13 protein-coding genes are annotated in these 15,044 nt (G+C 62.3%); 6 read left to right on the forward strand and 7 right to left on the reverse strand.

What is annotated here, in order from left to right; genetic code table 11:
• The first annotated feature begins 96 nt into the window (after positions 1–96).
• Positions 97–390, forward strand: a complete 294-nt coding sequence (locus LPB73_RS10210; protein WP_231080489.1) for a hypothetical protein — start codon at positions 97–99, stop codon at positions 388–390.
• Between the two features lie 94 nt (positions 391–484).
• On the opposite strand, the gene rnd is transcribed toward LPB73_RS10210, so the two are convergent.
• The 3 genes from rnd to LPB73_RS10225 form a co-directional block, all read right to left on the reverse strand.
• A complete protein-coding gene (gene rnd, locus LPB73_RS10215) occupies positions 485–1,633 on the reverse strand; it encodes a ribonuclease D (protein WP_089263971.1) in 1,149 nt (382 codons plus the stop codon).
• A 101-nt stretch (positions 1,634–1,734) separates the two neighbouring features.
• A complete protein-coding gene (locus LPB73_RS10220; protein ID WP_231080490.1) occupies positions 1,735–3,210 on the reverse strand; it encodes a protein adenylyltransferase SelO in 1,476 nt (491 codons plus the stop codon).
• A gap of 50 nt (positions 3,211–3,260) precedes the next feature.
• Positions 3,261–4,940: a methyl-accepting chemotaxis protein gene (locus LPB73_RS10225; RefSeq protein ID WP_231080491.1), complete on the reverse strand. Its 1,680-nt coding sequence runs from the start codon at positions 4,938–4,940 to the stop codon at positions 3,261–3,263.
• On the opposite strand from LPB73_RS10225, the gene LPB73_RS10230 reads away from it, so the two are divergent.
• From LPB73_RS10230 to LPB73_RS10245, 4 genes are all read left to right on the forward strand, one after another.
• A complete protein-coding gene (locus LPB73_RS10230) occupies positions 4,867–5,139 on the forward strand; it encodes a hypothetical protein (RefSeq protein ID WP_231081291.1) in 273 nt (90 codons plus the stop codon). The two genes, LPB73_RS10225 and LPB73_RS10230, sit on opposite strands and share 74 nt — an antisense overlap.
• Before the next feature lie 309 nt (positions 5,140–5,448).
• Complete coding sequence (gene aspS / locus LPB73_RS10235; protein ID WP_120292391.1) at positions 5,449–7,221, forward strand: aspartate--tRNA ligase; 1,773 nt, start codon at positions 5,449–5,451, stop codon at positions 7,219–7,221.
• A gap of 67 nt (positions 7,222–7,288) precedes the next feature.
• Entirely contained in the window at positions 7,289–9,598 is a 2,310-nt protein-coding gene (locus LPB73_RS10240; RefSeq protein ID WP_068731100.1) for an NADP-dependent malic enzyme, read from the forward strand.
• Positions 9,599–9,795: 197 nt separating this feature from the next.
• Entirely contained in the window at positions 9,796–10,251 is a 456-nt protein-coding gene (locus LPB73_RS10245) for a DoxX family protein (RefSeq protein WP_089263975.1), read from the forward strand.
• 7 nt (positions 10,252–10,258) lie between these two features.
• Here LPB73_RS10245 and LPB73_RS10250 read toward each other — a convergent pair whose 3' ends face one another.
• The 4 genes from LPB73_RS10250 to LPB73_RS10265 all read right to left on the reverse strand — a co-directional run bounded on the left by LPB73_RS10250 (position 10,259) and on the right by LPB73_RS10265 (position 14,235).
• Positions 10,259–10,816 carry a dihydrofolate reductase family protein gene (locus tag LPB73_RS10250; protein ID WP_231080492.1) on the reverse strand — a complete coding sequence of 186 codons (558 nt, stop codon included), beginning with the start codon at positions 10,814–10,816 and terminating at the stop codon, positions 10,259–10,261.
• Between the two features lie 22 nt (positions 10,817–10,838).
• On the reverse strand, positions 10,839–11,783 hold the full coding sequence (locus LPB73_RS10255; RefSeq protein ID WP_231080493.1) for a polysaccharide deacetylase family protein: 945 nt from the start codon (positions 11,781–11,783) through the stop codon (positions 10,839–10,841).
• Positions 11,784–11,933: 150 nt separating this feature from the next.
• Positions 11,934–12,509: a glutathione peroxidase gene (locus LPB73_RS10260; RefSeq protein ID WP_231081120.1), complete on the reverse strand. Its 576-nt coding sequence runs from the start codon at positions 12,507–12,509 to the stop codon at positions 11,934–11,936.
• 97 nt (positions 12,510–12,606) lie between these two features.
• On the reverse strand, positions 12,607–14,235 hold the full coding sequence (locus LPB73_RS10265; RefSeq protein ID WP_349768807.1) for a L,D-transpeptidase family protein: 1,629 nt from the start codon (positions 14,233–14,235) through the stop codon (positions 12,607–12,609).
• A gap of 229 nt (positions 14,236–14,464) precedes the next feature.
• On the opposite strand from LPB73_RS10265, the gene LPB73_RS10270 reads away from it, so the two are divergent.
• Positions 14,465–14,980 carry a CreA family protein gene (locus LPB73_RS10270; protein WP_231081122.1) on the forward strand — a complete coding sequence of 172 codons (516 nt, stop codon included), beginning with the start codon at positions 14,465–14,467 and terminating at the stop codon, positions 14,978–14,980.
• Positions 14,981–15,044: the final 64 nt, after the last annotated feature.

Genomic DNA, 15,044 nt, shown 5'->3' on the forward strand with positions numbered 1-15,044 from the left:
GCGTGACTCTCGGTTTCCGTGCGTATACTCTTTTCCGGTGCGGCCGTTTTGGTCCACGCGGCAAGTCCATACGATTTCCGGACCGGGAGAGTCGAAATGTCAGCCCTTCTGATCAACCTTATCGTTCAACTGGTTGGCGGCGCGATTGGCGGAAATGTTGCCGGCGGTGCATCGAAGTCTGTCGATCTTGGTACAATCGGCAACACGATCGCAGGTGCAATAGGTGGCGGCGTTGGCGGTCAAATTCTCGGAATGCTGATTCCTATGCTTTCAAACGCATCGGCGACCACCGATATCGGTTCGCTGATCGGTCAGGTGGCCGGAGGCGGTGTCGCAGGTGCGGTGCTGACGGCAATCGTCGGAGCCATCAAGAACAGATCGGCGGCGTAAAGCGATCGTCATTGCGTCTCGCAGGGCGAGGTCTGGTACGCCCCGTCCTGCTGTTTGCGGCAGGCAATTAGAACGCTACCTTGGACGACGCAGCCTACGCGCGATCCACCCGGATCACCCGGCCTTTTTCCATCGCCAATGCAAGGCGGCCATGCTTGAGCGCCAGGGCGGCCTCGCCGAACAACTCACGCCGCCAGCCGTGCAGGGCGCCGACGTCGGCATTGTCGTCGGTGGCGATCTGCTCGAGATCGTCGACGGTGGCGATGACCTTGCTGGCGACGGCGTGACGTTCCGACGTCATGCGTAGCAGCACTTTCAGCAGTTCGACGGTGGCCGCGCCATTGGAATTGCCGCGCGGCTTCTCGATCTTCGGCAACGTGGCGGGATCGCGGGCGACGCCACGCTGGACGGCGGCAACAATGTCGCTGCCCCACTTGGAGCGATCAAAGCCCTTCGGCAGCGAACGCAGATTGGCAAGCTTCTCCAGTGACGTCGGCGCATGGGTCGCGATATCGCCGACGGCATCGTCCTTCAGCACGCGCGAGCGCGGCACATCGCGGCTCTGTGCTTCCTGTTCGCGCCAGGCAGCGACTTCCATCAGCACTGCGAGCTCTTTCGGCTTGCGGACGCGGGTCTTCAGCCGTTCCCAGGCGCGCTCGGGATGGAAATCATAGGTCTTTGGCGAGGTGAGAATTTCCATTTCCTCGCTGACCCAGTCGCTGCGGTCGCGCTTCTTCAGATCGGCATCGAGCTTGGCGAAGACATCACGCAGATGGGTGACGTCAGAGACGGCGTAGTGCAACTGCTCTTCGGTCAGCGGACGGCGCGACCAATCGGTAAAGCGGTGGGTCTTGTCGGGGCGGTGGCCGGTGACGCGTTCGACGAGCTGGTCATAGGCGATGCTGTCGCCGTAGCCGAGCACCATGGCCGCGACCTGAGTATCGAAGATCGGATGCGGCACCACGCCAGCGCGATGCACGATGATTTCGATGTCCTGCCGCGCGGCATGGAAGACCTTCAGCACGGCCTCGTTGGCCATCAGGTCGAAGAACGACGTGAGGTCGATGCCCTCGGCAAGCGTGTCGATCACCACCGCGTCTTCCGCGCTGGCCATCTGGACCACGCAGAGCAGCGGGTAATAAGTGGTCTCGCGGAGGAATTCCGTATCGACCGTAATGACGGGGTGCTTGGCAAGTCGCTCGCACGCGGCAGTCAGCTGGGCAGTGGTCGTGATCAGTTCCATGGACGGTCCATAACGCTTTTGCCAAGGCGTTCGGCCGAAAAACCTGTTGAGTCAAGGTGTTTCGGGCAGATTGGAGGTCTGCTCCGATAGAATGAGGGTGTTTAGGTGCCGCAGAAGGTCTTCAGTACGCGCTGATCCGGCTCCGGCGGCTCGGCGTAATCCGCCATCTCCGGTTGATCTTCATAGGGTTTCGCCAGCACGGCCAGCAATTTCTCGAACGGCGCGTAGTCGTCGGCCAGCGCCGCCTGGATCACCGCCTCGACGCGATGATTGCGGGGGATGAAGGCTGGATTGATCGTCTGCATGGCCTGATGGCGGGTACCGGCGTCCTGCGACTCCCGGCCGAGTCGTGCCCGCCAGTTCACGGCCCAGGCGTCAAACGCCGTCGGATCGATGAACAGTCCGCGGACGGCTTCGTCGCTGTCTGCGTCAACCGCGGCGGCGCCGAGGCGGCGGAAGGTCAGGGTGAAATCGGCCTGATTGGCGGTCATGGCGGTCAGCAGATCCTGCGCCAATGCGGCATCGTCCGGCTGGCTGGTGAACAGCCCGAGCTTTCGGCGGAGACCGGCCTGATAGGCCGTGTCGAAAATATCGGAGAATTCGCCCAATGCGGCCTGCGCGATTTCGATGGCGGTCTTCTCGTCGCTGTCGATCAGCGGCAGCAGCGTCTCGGCGAAGCGCGTCAGATTCCACAGCGCGATGCGCGGCTGGTTCGCATAGGCGTAGCGGCCCATCTCGTCGATCGAGCTGTACACCGTCGCGGGATCGTAGGCGTCCATGAAGGCGCAGGGGCCGTAATCGATGGTCTCGCCGGATACCGAGCAGTTGTCGGTGTTCATCACACCATGGATGAAGCCGACATGCAGCCAGCGTGCGACAAGTTCGGCCTGACGGCGGATCACTGCATCGAGCAAGGCGCGAACCGGATGTTCGGCTTCGGCTGCGTCGGGATAGTGCCTGTTGATCACATGATCGGCGAGTTGTTTGACGCCGGCGATATCCTCGCGCGCAGCGAAAAACTGAAACGTGCCGACGCGAATATGGCTTGAGGCGACGCGAGTCAGCACGGCGCCCGGCAGCATCGTCTCACGCTGAACCCGTTCGCCCGTGAGGACGGCGGCAAGGGAGCGCGTTGTGGGAATGCCCAGGGCCGCCATGGCTTCGCTGACGATATATTCCCGGATCACCGGACCAAGCGCAGCACGGCCATCGCCGCGGCGCGAGAAAGGCGTTGGACCGGAGCCTTTAAGCTGGATGTCGCGGCGCACACCGTCGCGGTCAATGACCTCGCCGAGCAGGATCGCGCGCCCGTCGCCGAGCTGCGCCACGAAATGTCCGAACTGATGTCCGGCATAGGCCATCGCGAGGGGATCGGCGCCATCGGGCACGCGTTTGCCGGCGAGGACCTCGACGCCTTCGGGACTGGCCAGCCAGTCAGGATCGATGCGGAGTTGGTCGGCCAGTGCGCGGTTCAGCTTAATCAGCCTCGGCGCTGTCACCGGCGTCGGTGCAACGCGGGCGAAGAAATTCGCGGGCAGGGCGGCATAGCTGTTGTCGAACGGGAAGTGGACTGTCATGGCCCCAAGATGGGGGGCCACGACGTGTTAGGCAACCGCTGAAAGCGGTCTCAGGCGGCGCGAACCGTGTCGAGGAACCGGTCGACTTCATCCTTCAGGCGATTGCTTTCGAGCGACAGCGACTGCGCTGCGGCCAGCACCTGGGTCGATGCGGAGCCAGTCTCGCTGGCGCCGCGATTGACCTCGGTGACCTCGCTGGCGACCTGGGTGCTGAGCTGGGCCGACTGCTGGACATTGCGCGCGATTTCCTGTGTCGCTGCGCCCTGTTCCTCGACCGCCGCTGCGATAGCCGACGAGACTTCGGAAATCAGCGTGATGGTCGAGCCGATCTCCTTGATGGTCTCGATCGTCTCGGCACTGGCCGCCTGCATGCCGGCGATCTGCATGCTGATTTCGTCAGTGGCCTTGGCGGTCTGCGACGCCAGCGCCTTCACCTCGGCGGCGACAACGGCGAAACCGCGGCCGGCGTCACCGGCGCGCGCGGCCTCGATGGTGGCGTTGAGCGCCAGCAGGTTGGTCTGTTCGGCAACGGCGGTGATGAGCTTCACGACGTCATCGATGCGTGCAGTGGCCTGCGTGAGTTTGACAATGCTTTCATTGGTCTTCTCGGCCTGCAGCACGGCGGTCGAAGCGATACGGTTCGATTCATGAACCTGGCGGCCGATTTCATTCACGGACGAGGTGATTTCTTCCGTTGCCGCGGCCACCGACTGAACGTTGCTCGACACCGTATGCGATGCAGACGCTGCAGAGCCCGACAGCGTCATGGTGATATCCGACGTGCGGGTCAGCGTGGTGGCAGAGGCTTCGAGTTCGGTCGAGGCGGATGAAAGCGAACCAACCAGCTCGCTGATCATCGACTCGAAGTTGCTGGTCGCCTTCGTGATGGTTTCCGCACGGGCGGCCTTGATGGCGGCCTCGGCACCGGCAGCCTGATCCGCGACACGCTTGGCGATGAGGGCGTCCTTGAAGATCTGCAACGCGCTGGCGATACGGCCGATCTCGGTGCTTTCGCCCTGATGCGGAATGACGGCCTCCAACTGACCATCGGTCAGCTGGCCCATTGGCTTCAGGATCGAGGCGATGCCGCCGGAGATGTCGCGCACCAGATACATGGCAGCGCTGAGACCGAGCACGACCGAGGCGCCGAGAATGATAACCATCATCCAGATCGCGTTGGCATAGGTTGCGTTCGCGTTGCTGCCGGCCACTTCGGCGCCCTTGTCGTTCAGCTCGACGAGCTTGGCCAATGTGCCGTCCATGGCGCGACCGGTCGGTACGACCTTCTTGGCGTTGATCTCTTTGGCTGCCGCCACGTCACCCTTGTTGGCGAGGGCCTGGACGTCGTTGCCGGCGGCGATGAAGGCCTTCCATTCCGCGTCAAGCTTATCGGCCAGTTCGCGTTCGGCTGGCGACGATACCAGCGGGGCGTAGGCCTTCGCGGCCTTGTCGAAGTCAGACTTGCGGGCGGCGAGGTTCTTGTCGACATCCGGACGGTCGGCATCGGCCACGATCAGGTGGTCGCGCAGCACAGCGCGATACCGCGCCGACTGAACGCGCATCTCACCGATCCAGCGGACGCTCGGGAGCCATTGCGTCTGGATATCCTGGGTCGCTGCGTTGATGGCTCGCATCTGCATGAAGGCGAGGGTGCCGATGCCCGCGATCACGACGAAAAGAAAAGCAACAATGACAAATAGCTTGGTACTGATCGAATATCTGGCGAGCACGAACATATTCCTCGGCGGTTCTAAGGCTGCGACGCCGGTCAGCCGAAATGGCGGCTGCCTTGGGTTGCGGCAGGGCAAGAAGCAGCAAGTTCCAGTTGAATCACCTGCCTTCAAAACGGGCTGGGTTCACGGCAAGACAGTGAATGGTGGTCGTCAACGTTCAGTAAATTTTGACACAAATACCGCTTTAAGTAGTTGAATCTGGTGCTGAAATACCGACGCGACGTATCCGGGTGCCGATGGTGCTTGACCCGAGGTAGCTGGTTATTGCGTGTGCAATCATGTAGTTCCCGCGTTGCGGGAGGTTTTCCGATCGCTCGATTGCATTTGGAAATGGTAGTCCGAAATTCATCGGTTGGAGGCCTCCGATGACGCAGTGGCGGCCCGCAAATTCGGGCGATCTGATCGCTGCGCTTTGGTTGCCGCGTCGGATGCGGTCGGGTAAACCCTGCGCTTCGCGCCTGATCGCGAACCCGATTCCGCCCTCTGACGTATTTCCAGGATACCCATGCATCGCTACCGGTCTCACACCTGCGGCGCGCTCCGCGACAGCCATATCGACCAGACCGTTCGCCTGTCGGGGTGGTGCCATCGTATCCGCGACCATGGCGGCGTGCTCTTCATCGATTTGCGCGACCATTACGGCCTGACGCAATGCGTCGCCGACCCGGACTCGCCGGCATTCAAGGTCGCCGAGACGCTGCGTTCGGAATGGGTCGTGAAGATCGACGGCAAGGTGCGTCGTCGTCCCGGCGGCACCGAGAATGCCGAACTGCCCACCGGCGATGTCGAGATCTATATCGATGCCATCGAGGTGCTCGGCCCCGCGGCCGAACTGCCGCTGCCGGTGTTTGGTGATCAGGACTATCCGGAAGACATCCGCCTGAAATATCGCTTCCTCGACCTGCGTCGCGAGAAGCTGCACGCGAACATCATGACCCGCGGCGCCATCGTCGACTCGATGCGCAAGCGGATGAAGGAGCAGGGCTTCTTCGAATTCCAGACGCCGATCCTCACTGCGTCGTCGCCGGAAGGCGCGCGCGACTTCCTGGTGCCGTCGCGCATCCATCCCGGCAAGTTCTACGCGCTGCCGCAGGCTCCGCAGCAGTACAAGCAGTTGCTGATGATGTCGGGCTTCGACCGCTACTTCCAGATCGCGCCATGTTTCCGCGACGAGGATCCGCGTGCCGATCGTCTGCCGGGCGAGTTCTACCAGCTCGATCTCGAAATGAGCTTTGTCGAGCAGGAAGACGTGTTCGCCGCCGTGCAGCCGGTCATCACCGGCGTGTTCGAGGAGTTCGCCAAGGGCAAGCCGGTCAACAAGGACTGGCCGAAGATTCCTTACGCAGAGTCGCTCCGCAAATACGGCACCGACAAGCCGGATCTGCGCAACCCCATCGAGATGCAGAACACGGCAGAGCACTTCCGCGGCTCCGGCTTCAAGGTGTTCGCGCGCATGCTCGAAGACGACAAGAACCAGGTCTGGGCGATCCCCGGTCCCGGCGGCGGCAGCCGTGCATTTTGCGACCGCATGAATTCCTGGGCGCAGGGCGAAGGCCAGCCGGGCCTCGGCTACATCATGTGGCGCGAGGGCGGTGAGGGTGCAGGCCCGCTCGCCAACAACATCGGACCGGAGCGTACCGAAGCGATCCGTCAGCAGCTCGGCCTGAAGGCCGGCGACGCCGCATTCTTCGTCGCGGGCGATCCCGAGAAATTCTACAAGTTCGCCGGTCTCGCACGCACCAAGGTCGGCGAGGAGCTCAACCTGATCGACAAGGAACGCTTTGCGCTGGCCTGGATCGTCGATTTCCCGATGTACGAGTACAACGAGGACGACAAGAAGGTCGACTTCTCGCACAACCCGTTCTCGATGCCGCAGGGCGGCATGGATGCGCTGACAGGTCAGGATCCGCTGACCATCAAGGCCTTCCAGTACGACATCACCTGTAACGGCTATGAGATTGCGTCGGGTGGCATCCGTAATCACAAGCCAGAAGCCATGGTGAAGGCATTCGAGATCGCCGGTTATGGCGAGGAGACGGTGGTCGAGCGCTTTGGCGGCATGTATCGCGCCTTCCAGTACGGCGCACCGCCCCATGGCGGTATGGCGGCCGGCGTCGATCGTATCGTGATGCTGCTCTGCGGTACGAACAACCTGCGCGAGATCTCGCTCTTCCCGATGAACCAGCGTGCTGAAGATTTGTTGATGGGCGCACCGTCAGAGGCTTCGCCGAAGCAGTTGCGTGAAGCGCATATCCGTCTCAATCTGCAGGACAAGTAGTCCAGCACACCAACAAGAAGAAACGCCCTTCTACCTAACTTTTGTTTTATGACGCGCGGGAGCACGCATGTCTTCTTCATCTTCTGACGATCTCTCGCGCGCGGCGCTTGCCTATCACCGCCTTCCCAGGCCGGGTAAACTCGAAATCCAGGCTACCAAGCCGCTCGCCAACCAGCGCGATCTGGCGCTGGCCTATTCGCCGGGCGTGGCGGCGCCGTGTCTCGCGATTGCTGCCGACCCCAACGAAGCGGCGTCGCTGACCTCGCGCGCCAATCTCGTGGCCGTCGTCTCCAACGGCACGGCTGTCCTCGGTCTCGGCAATATCGGTCCGCTGGCGTCGAAGCCGGTGATGGAAGGCAAGGCGGTCCTCTTCAAGAAATTCGCCGGCATCGACGTGTTCGACATCGAAATCGCCGCCGACACCATCGAGCGCGTGGTCGAGGTCGTCTCGGCGCTGGAGCCAACCTTCGGTGGCATCAACCTCGAGGACATCAAGGGTCCGGAATGTTTCGAGATCGAGGCGCAGCTTAAAGAGCGCATGAAGATCCCGGTGTTTCACGACGATCAGCATGGCACCGCCATCATCGTCGGCGCCGCGATCAAGAATGCGCTGCTGCTCAACGGCAAGAACATCAAGAACGTCAAGATCGTCTGCTCGGGTGCTGGCGCTGCGGCGATCGCCTGTCTCAATCTTCTGGTGTCGCTGGGCGCGCAGAAGAAGAACATCTGGGTCTGCGATATCGACGGTGTCGTGCATGAGGGCCGCAACACCCTGATGGACCGCTGGAAGGCGGTCTATGCGCAGAAGACCGATGCGCGCGTGCTGGGCGATGTCATCGCCGGCGCCGATATTTTCTTGGGCGTCTCCGCTCCGGGCGTGCTGAAGCCCGAGATGGTCAAGGCGATGGCCGACAAGCCGCTGGTGATGGCGCTGGCCAATCCGACGCCGGAGATCATGCCGGACGAAGCGCGCAAGGCACGCCCGGACGCGATGATCTGCACCGGCCGGTCGGACTTTCCGAACCAGGTCAATAACGTCCTTTGTTTCCCGTTCATCTTCCGCGGCGCACTCGATTGCGGGGCGACGGCGATCAATGAGGCGATGAAGATCGCTGCCGTCGATGCCATCGCGCAGCTTGCGCAAGACCCGCCATCGGATGCCGTGACCGCCGGCTTCGACAACGAGACCCAGGGCTTCGGTCCGGGGTCGCTGATCCCGAGCCCGTTCGATCCACGCCTGATCCTGCGCATCGCGCCGGCCGTCGCCAAGGCGGCGATGGAATCCGGCGTGGCCTCGCGCCCGATCGCCAATTTCGAGGAATACACCGCAGGTCTCGAGCGTTTCGCATTCCGCTCCGGTCTGGTGATGAAGCCGGTCTTCGCGAAGGCAAAGACCCAGCCGGTGCGCGTGATCTATGCCGAAGGCGAAGACGAGCGCGTGCTGCGCGCCGTGCAGGTGGTGCTGGAAGAGAAGCTGGCGCGTCCGATTCTCGTTGGCCGTCCGTCGGTCGTCGAAGCCCGCATCAAGCGGTTTGGTCTGGCGATCCAGGCCGGCCAGGATTTCGATCTGATCAATCCCGAGGACGATCCGCGTTATCGCTCTTACGTGCAGTCCTATATCGACGTGGCCGGCCGTCGCGGCGTGACGCCGGATGCGGCGCGCACGGTCGTCCGCACCAATGCGACGGTGATCGCCGCGCTCGCCGTGATCCGCGGCGAGGCGGATGCAATGATCTGCGGCGTCGAAGGCCGCTACATGAGCCATCTGCGCCATGTGCGCGAGATCATCGGCTTCCTGCCGGGCGTCAGCGATTTTGCAGCGCTGTCGCTGATGATCACCAGCAAGGGTGCGCACTTCATCGCCGATACGCAGGTGCGTCCGAATCCGAGCGCGGAAGAACTCGCGGAAATCGCGGCGCTCGCTGCCAACCACGTGCAGCGTTTCGCCATGAAGCCGAAGATCGCTTTCGTGTCGCATTCTGACTTCGGCAGCTACGATACGGACTCTTCGCGTAAGATGCGCCGCGCCGCAGCATTGCTGCGTGAGAAGCATCCGGAAATCGAGTCCGATGGCGAAATGCAGGGCGACACCGCGCTGTCGGAAGCGGCCCGCAAGATCGTGCTGCCGCATTCGAAACTCGAAGGCTCGGCGAATGTCCTCATCATGCCGACGCTCGATGCCGCCAATGTCGCTTATCAGATGATCAAGACGCTGGCGGATGCGCTCCCGGTCGGCCCGATCCTGATCGGCCCGGCGCGTCCGGCGCATATCCTGACGCCGGGCGTGACAGCGCGTGGTATCCTCAACATGACGGCGGTGGCCGCTGTCGAGGCGCAGGAGCGGGCTGGGCGTCCGCAGGCGAGTCTATTCGGCTAGCGCGTTCAGTCAGCCTCGCGCTGGCTGGATGCTGCCCGGCTATTGCGCTTTTGGATAGTTCGCCAATCTGAGAAGCATCGCGACAAATGGATGACGCCAACGAGGTCATCCATTTGTTCGTTTGAAAAATGTGATGGAATGATCATACTTGTCACGTATTTCGACAAGTATTCATTGCAGTCCAGCGAGGCCGACCAATGCCAGCGTTTATTACTTTCGGGCGCATTCTCTTTGCCGTGATCTTCATCGCGTCCGGGGCATCCAAGTTTCTCGACCTCAGCGCAACAGCAGATGCGATCGCGAACAAGGTTATCCCGACGATCCCTGCGGTCGTGACGCCCTATGCGACACAGCTCGAAGGGCTGGCGGGCATGGAATTGAAGCAGATTCTCGCAATCGCCGTTGCAACACTGGAACTGGTCGGCGGTATCCTCGTCGCACTGAATCTGGGCGCGCGCTTCTTCGCCCTGGTGCTGGTGCTGTTCGTGATGGCCGCGACTTTCTACTTCCACGACTTCTGGAACCTGACAGGCCCTGAGGCCAAGAATCAGATGATCCACGCGCTGAAGAACCTGTCGCTGATCGGCGGCCTCTTCATGATCGCCGGTATCGGCCGCAGCGCGCGGCTGCCGGGCGGCTACAACGAAGTATAGTCCTCGCTCAGGACACCCGCCGCCAGGCCGTTACTGTGACTTCATGCGCGGAGTCGAGGATCTGGACCTCGCTCGTTTGCAGGCCGTGACTGGAGAGAATGTCCTGCGGCGATCTTTCGGGGACGCCGGGGAAGCATCCCTCGCCGCCGGGCAGGCGGACATGGGGCGCCTGCGACAGCCAGAACACGTCGATGCGATCAAAGAACATCTCGAATACGCTGGGGCCGCCGATGACGGCGACGGTGCCGGCATGAACGCCAGCATGTGCGCAAGCGTCTTCGAAAGATGCGCCGGCCGGATTCCACAGCGTGGCTTTGTTGTTTTCGGGATCGGGGCCTATGGCGGCGATGCTGCGGCTGACGATGATGCGCTTGCGCTTCGGTGAGTTCGGCTGATCCTCGAACGAATGCCTGCCGTGCACGATCAGGTCGGCACGGTCGAGACCTGCGGTGAAAAAGGCGAGGTCGCCGGGAAATTTGAGGGTATCGGGCATCACGCCACTGGCGTCGGCGAGCATGCCGTCCGCCGAGACGATGACGTAGCCGTTGAAACGAAATGCGGGCATCAGGGGCGTCGACGAGTCCTCATTATTCCGAGATCGTCTGGACGACGCTGTTCACAGGACGGCTGCTGACCGTCGGCAGCTTGGCATCCTTGACGATCGCTTCATCATAGGACGCGATGGTCTGCACGGGCGCCTTGGCACGCATATGCACGACCTTGTAGCCACCGGCCTTGAGCTTGCGCAGCAGGGTCGGTAACGCTTCGGCGGTGTGCTTCTGGAAGTCGTGCATCAGGATGATACCCTTGCCGAGCTTGTCGAGCTTGGTCATCACATTGGTGATGACCTGTTCGGACTTGCGCGTCTTGAAGTCGAACGAGTCGATGTCACAGGAGAAGATCGCCATGTTGCGCGTGCCGAGATAGGTGACGATTTCCGGCGGGTGCTGCAGCGCCGGAGCGCGGAAGAATGGTGCGGGGGCTGAGCCGAGCGCCCACTTCACAGCGCTGAAGCCTTTCTCGATTTCATCGATACGCTGCTGCTGGGTCAGTTTCTTGTTGGTCAGCGCGATATGAGCCCAGGTGTGTCCGCCGATGGTATGGCCGGCCGCAGCGACCTGTTTGAGCACCTCCGGATAATAGGTAGCGTGCTTGCCGATCGGAAAGAACACTGCCTTGACGCATTCGTCGGCCAGCGTCTTCAACACGGTCGGCGTCGTAGTCTGCCACGGGCCATCGTCGAAGGTCAGCACCACTTCCTTGTCGCGCAGGAAGTCGAGCTGCTTGAAATGTTCGAAGCCGAAACCCGGACCGCCCGTCGTGTCGATCTCGACCACACGGCTGACGCCGAGCGCATCGGGATTGGCGCAGGTCGATTTGGCGGGAGCAGGTGCAGCCGCGGGCGCCGGTGGCGGCGCGGGCGTTGCCGCGGGGGCGGGCGCTGGGGCTCCGGCTTTGGGTGCCTGCGCCTGTGCGCCTGCCGCCCACAATGAAATCGCGCTCGCAAAAATCAGACCTGCCGCACTGCGCATCACGTTCCCCTTGACCTGCGACCAGCGTCGTCAGCGAGGTGGCCGGGCTGATCCAGATGGTCGTGGCCGCAATTCTAGCGCGATTTCAGGCGATACCGCTATGGCAACGGCCCTTATCCCCAGTCAGTGGCTGGATCGATATTGAACCGCTCAAGCCGCGGTCAGGGCACGTCCGACGGCGGTCTTGATGCGTGTATCGGTCGGTTCGAATTCGGAGGCAAAGGAGTCGGTGAGATAGCCATCGCGGCCGACCAGATATTTGTGGAAGTTCCACCGCGGCAGGTCGCGCGGCCGTGCCTCTGCCGCCCATTTGTAGAAGGGGTGCGCGTTCGGTCCCTTCACGACGGTCTTGGCGGCCATCGGGAAACCGATGCCGAAATGTCCCTCGGTAATCTCGGCGATCTCCTTGGCGCTGCCCGGCTCCTGTCCGCCGAAGTCATTGGAGGGCACGCCGACGATCATCAAGCCGCGCTCGCGGAATTCGGTCCACAGTGTCTGAAGCCCGGCATATTGCGGGGTGAAGCCGCATTGCGAGGCGGTGTTGACCACCATGATCGGGCGGCCGGCATAGTCGGCAAGTTTGATGTCGCCACCCTTGAGGCCGGGAAACGCGAAGCCATAGGCGGTCATGCGGCTCACGGCGCCTTGCGCCGAGGCGTGACGCGCGACCGCCACGGCACTTGCCGCGCCCAATACCGTTGTCAGTATCTGCCTGCGATTGATCATCGCCATTCGTCGTAGCCCAGCCTGTGTCGCGAGCAGAGTAGCGTCATCTCCGAGATGACGCACTCAACAAGCTGTTACAGGGCCGGAGTGAACGAGGCTAGCGCAGCGGCACCACGAATTCGGTGCCCTGGCCGGTCTCGCCGCCGGCGGCAATGCCCTGATCGGACACCACGATGGAGCCGCCACTCGCGAGCGCTTCGGTAATCTGTGCCATGGCGTCCGCAGGGATCGTCAGGCGGTCGAGCGCCTCTGCGGCGCTGTTTGGCAGAGGACGGGTTTTCACTTCAACGGCGCCAGTGGATTTGCGGCGACGCGAAACATTGTCGTCCTCGTCGGCGCGACGCGGGACGGCAGGCAGCGAGACTGCGGTCCAGTGAAATGCCTTGGCATCATCCTTGTCGGTGCGGGCGGTAAAGATGTGAGTGCCGAGCGGGCGATCGCTGGGCTTGATGGCGATCGGCGTCTCGAACAGCGGCGCGAAATTCTGCCGCACATAGAGCTTGCCGTCCTTGCCGCTGACCAGCACGGCAATCTGGCCGGACCGCTTTGGCGTCGCATCGGCGGCGGGCGCCGTAGGCATCTCGGCCTTGGCCGAATCGGCGGGGCGCGTTTCGTCCTTCTTGACGTCGGGCACACTGGCGGCGACCGGCGCCGCGTCAGCCTTTGCAACTTCCGCTTTCGGGGCTTCCGTCTTGGCAGGCTCAAGCTTGGCTGGCGCTTCCGCGACGGCCTCAGCCGATTTGATCTCGGGTGTCGGCAGTTCGACGACTTTGGCGATGGCCGCGTCGAGATCGCGGCGTGTCATGATCTCGGGCTCTGCGGCTTTGACGGCGGTTTCGACCTTTGCAGGTGTGGCGTCCGACATCACAGTCGCGGGCGCCGGTTTTGTCATCGCATTGCTGGCATCGGCGGTCTGGGTCTTGTCCTGAGTCTTGGAGCGGTCGGCGGCGGATGGCCTCAGACCAAGGTCTTGGGGCTTCGCATCTGCCAATGCCTTATCAGCCTTGGGCGATGTCTGGACGTCTTGAGGCGCCGCAGCCGCGACCGGACCCGGCGCGATTTTCTGAGCGGCGAGCAGCGGATGCGAGATTTCCGCCGGGGAGATTTCGCCGGGCGCGATGATCACGCGGGCGCCCATGCGGGTCCAGCCCCAGATCCTGGTCGCAAAGGCCATCGGCATGCGGATGCAGCCGTGGGACGCCGGATAGCCTGGCAGCGCACCGGCATGCAAAGCGATGCCCGACCAAGTGATGCGCTGCATGTAAGGCATCGGCGCGCCGCTATAGATGTTGGAGCGGTGCCATTTGTTCTTCTGGATGATGCTGAACACGCCCATGGGCGTCGAATGGCCGCGCATGCCGGTGGAGACCGGCGTCTCCGCGAACAGGCCATTGGCGTCGAATACCCGCAGGGACTGTCGCTCGATCGAGATGGCGATCACCAGCGGGCCGACCGGCTTGGTGTGTTCCTTGACCTGCTTCTCGAGCTTGGCGCCAAGGCGCTTCAGCTTCTTCTGGCGCTGCTGCGGTTGCGGCGCCGGCGGTTCGATCTCCCGCATGATCATTGGATTTTCGTCGGTCCAGAACACCGCCGCATCGGCAGGCGCCGCCACGGTCATGCCGGCCATGGCGACGAGTGCGATCCGCAGGAAGCTGCCGGAAAAAATCGTGCTGCCCAGAAAGCGGCTCTTGTCCGTTGATCCCCACGACAACTGAAATACACCCACGTCCAATATCCTCGAATCCATCTGAAAACATTAGTCTCGCAGGCGCGAGATGGGTTCACCAGCATGAGTGATCTGGCTACCGCTGAGTCGGGATCAGCCTAGCAAAAAAGCCTCACATTGAATTAACAGGGGGGCATCCTGGCTTCCGAATCCGGTTGGAATGCCTACATATTCTGGATCGGTCACGGAGAGTTGCATGACGTTTAATGGATCTGGCGGGCTCACCAAGATGTTGTGGCGCGGCGTCCTGGCGCTTTCGGCATTCGCGGCGTTGGCAATTGTCCCGGCGCAGGCTGCGGATGAACCGGATCTGATCTTCCGGCGCTCCACCGTGTTCAAATGGCTCAGCCCGAACGACAAGCTGGCGACTTACGGCGTCGACGACCCCGAAGTCGACGGCGTCGCCTGCCACTTCACGGTGCCTGAAAAGGGTGGCTTCAAGGGCTGGCTCGGTCTGGCCGAAGAAGTTTCGGACATCTCGCTGGCGTGCCGGCAGATCGGTCCCATCACGTTCAAGGCCAAGAGCGATCAGGGCGAGGACATGTTCCGCCAGCGCCGCAGCCTTTTCTTCAAGAAAATGCAAATCGTCCGCGGCTGCGACGCCAAGCGAAACGTGCTGGTTTACATGGTCTATTCGGACCGGATCATCGAGGGTTCGCCGAAGAACTCGACGTCATCAGTTCCGATCATGCCCTGGGGGCAGTCAGATGCCGCCGTGCAGAAATGCGGCGACTTCATCAAATAAGCGAACTCTTGGTCGCTAGAACTTAGCCCTGCTTCGCTATTCGGCGGAGTGGGTGACGACGCGT

The sequence above is a fragment of the Tardiphaga sp. 37S4 genome, from assembly GCF_021044645.1.
In the GTDB taxonomy this organism is placed as follows: Bacteria; Pseudomonadota; Alphaproteobacteria; order Rhizobiales; family Xanthobacteraceae; genus Tardiphaga; species Tardiphaga robiniae.

Coding starts and splice junctions, on each gene's coding strand:
- LPB73_RS10240 (WP_068731100.1), top strand. CDS start 7,289: ATGTCTTCTTCATCTTCTGACGATCTCTCGCGCGCGGCGCTTGCCTAT.
- aspS (WP_120292391.1), top strand. CDS start 5,449: ATGCATCGCTACCGGTCTCACACCTGCGGCGCGCTCCGCGACAGCCAT.
- rnd (WP_089263971.1), bottom strand. CDS start 1,633: ATGGAACTGATCACGACCACTGCCCAGCTGACTGCCGCGTGCGAGCGA.
- LPB73_RS10210 (WP_231080489.1), top strand. CDS start 97: ATGTCAGCCCTTCTGATCAACCTTATCGTTCAACTGGTTGGCGGCGCG.
- LPB73_RS10260 (WP_231081120.1), bottom strand. CDS start 12,509: ATGATCAATCGCAGGCAGATACTGACAACGGTATTGGGCGCGGCAAGT.
- LPB73_RS10220 (WP_231080490.1), bottom strand. CDS start 3,210: ATGACAGTCCACTTCCCGTTCGACAACAGCTATGCCGCCCTGCCCGCG.
- LPB73_RS10270 (WP_231081122.1), top strand. CDS start 14,465: ATGTTGTGGCGCGGCGTCCTGGCGCTTTCGGCATTCGCGGCGTTGGCA.
- LPB73_RS10255 (WP_231080493.1), bottom strand. CDS start 11,783: ATGCGCAGTGCGGCAGGTCTGATTTTTGCGAGCGCGATTTCATTGTGG.
- LPB73_RS10230 (WP_231081291.1), top strand. CDS start 4,867: ATGCCCGCGATCACGACGAAAAGAAAAGCAACAATGACAAATAGCTTG.
- LPB73_RS10245 (WP_089263975.1), top strand. CDS start 9,796: ATGCCAGCGTTTATTACTTTCGGGCGCATTCTCTTTGCCGTGATCTTC.
- LPB73_RS10250 (WP_231080492.1), bottom strand. CDS start 10,816: ATGCCCGCATTTCGTTTCAACGGCTACGTCATCGTCTCGGCGGACGGC.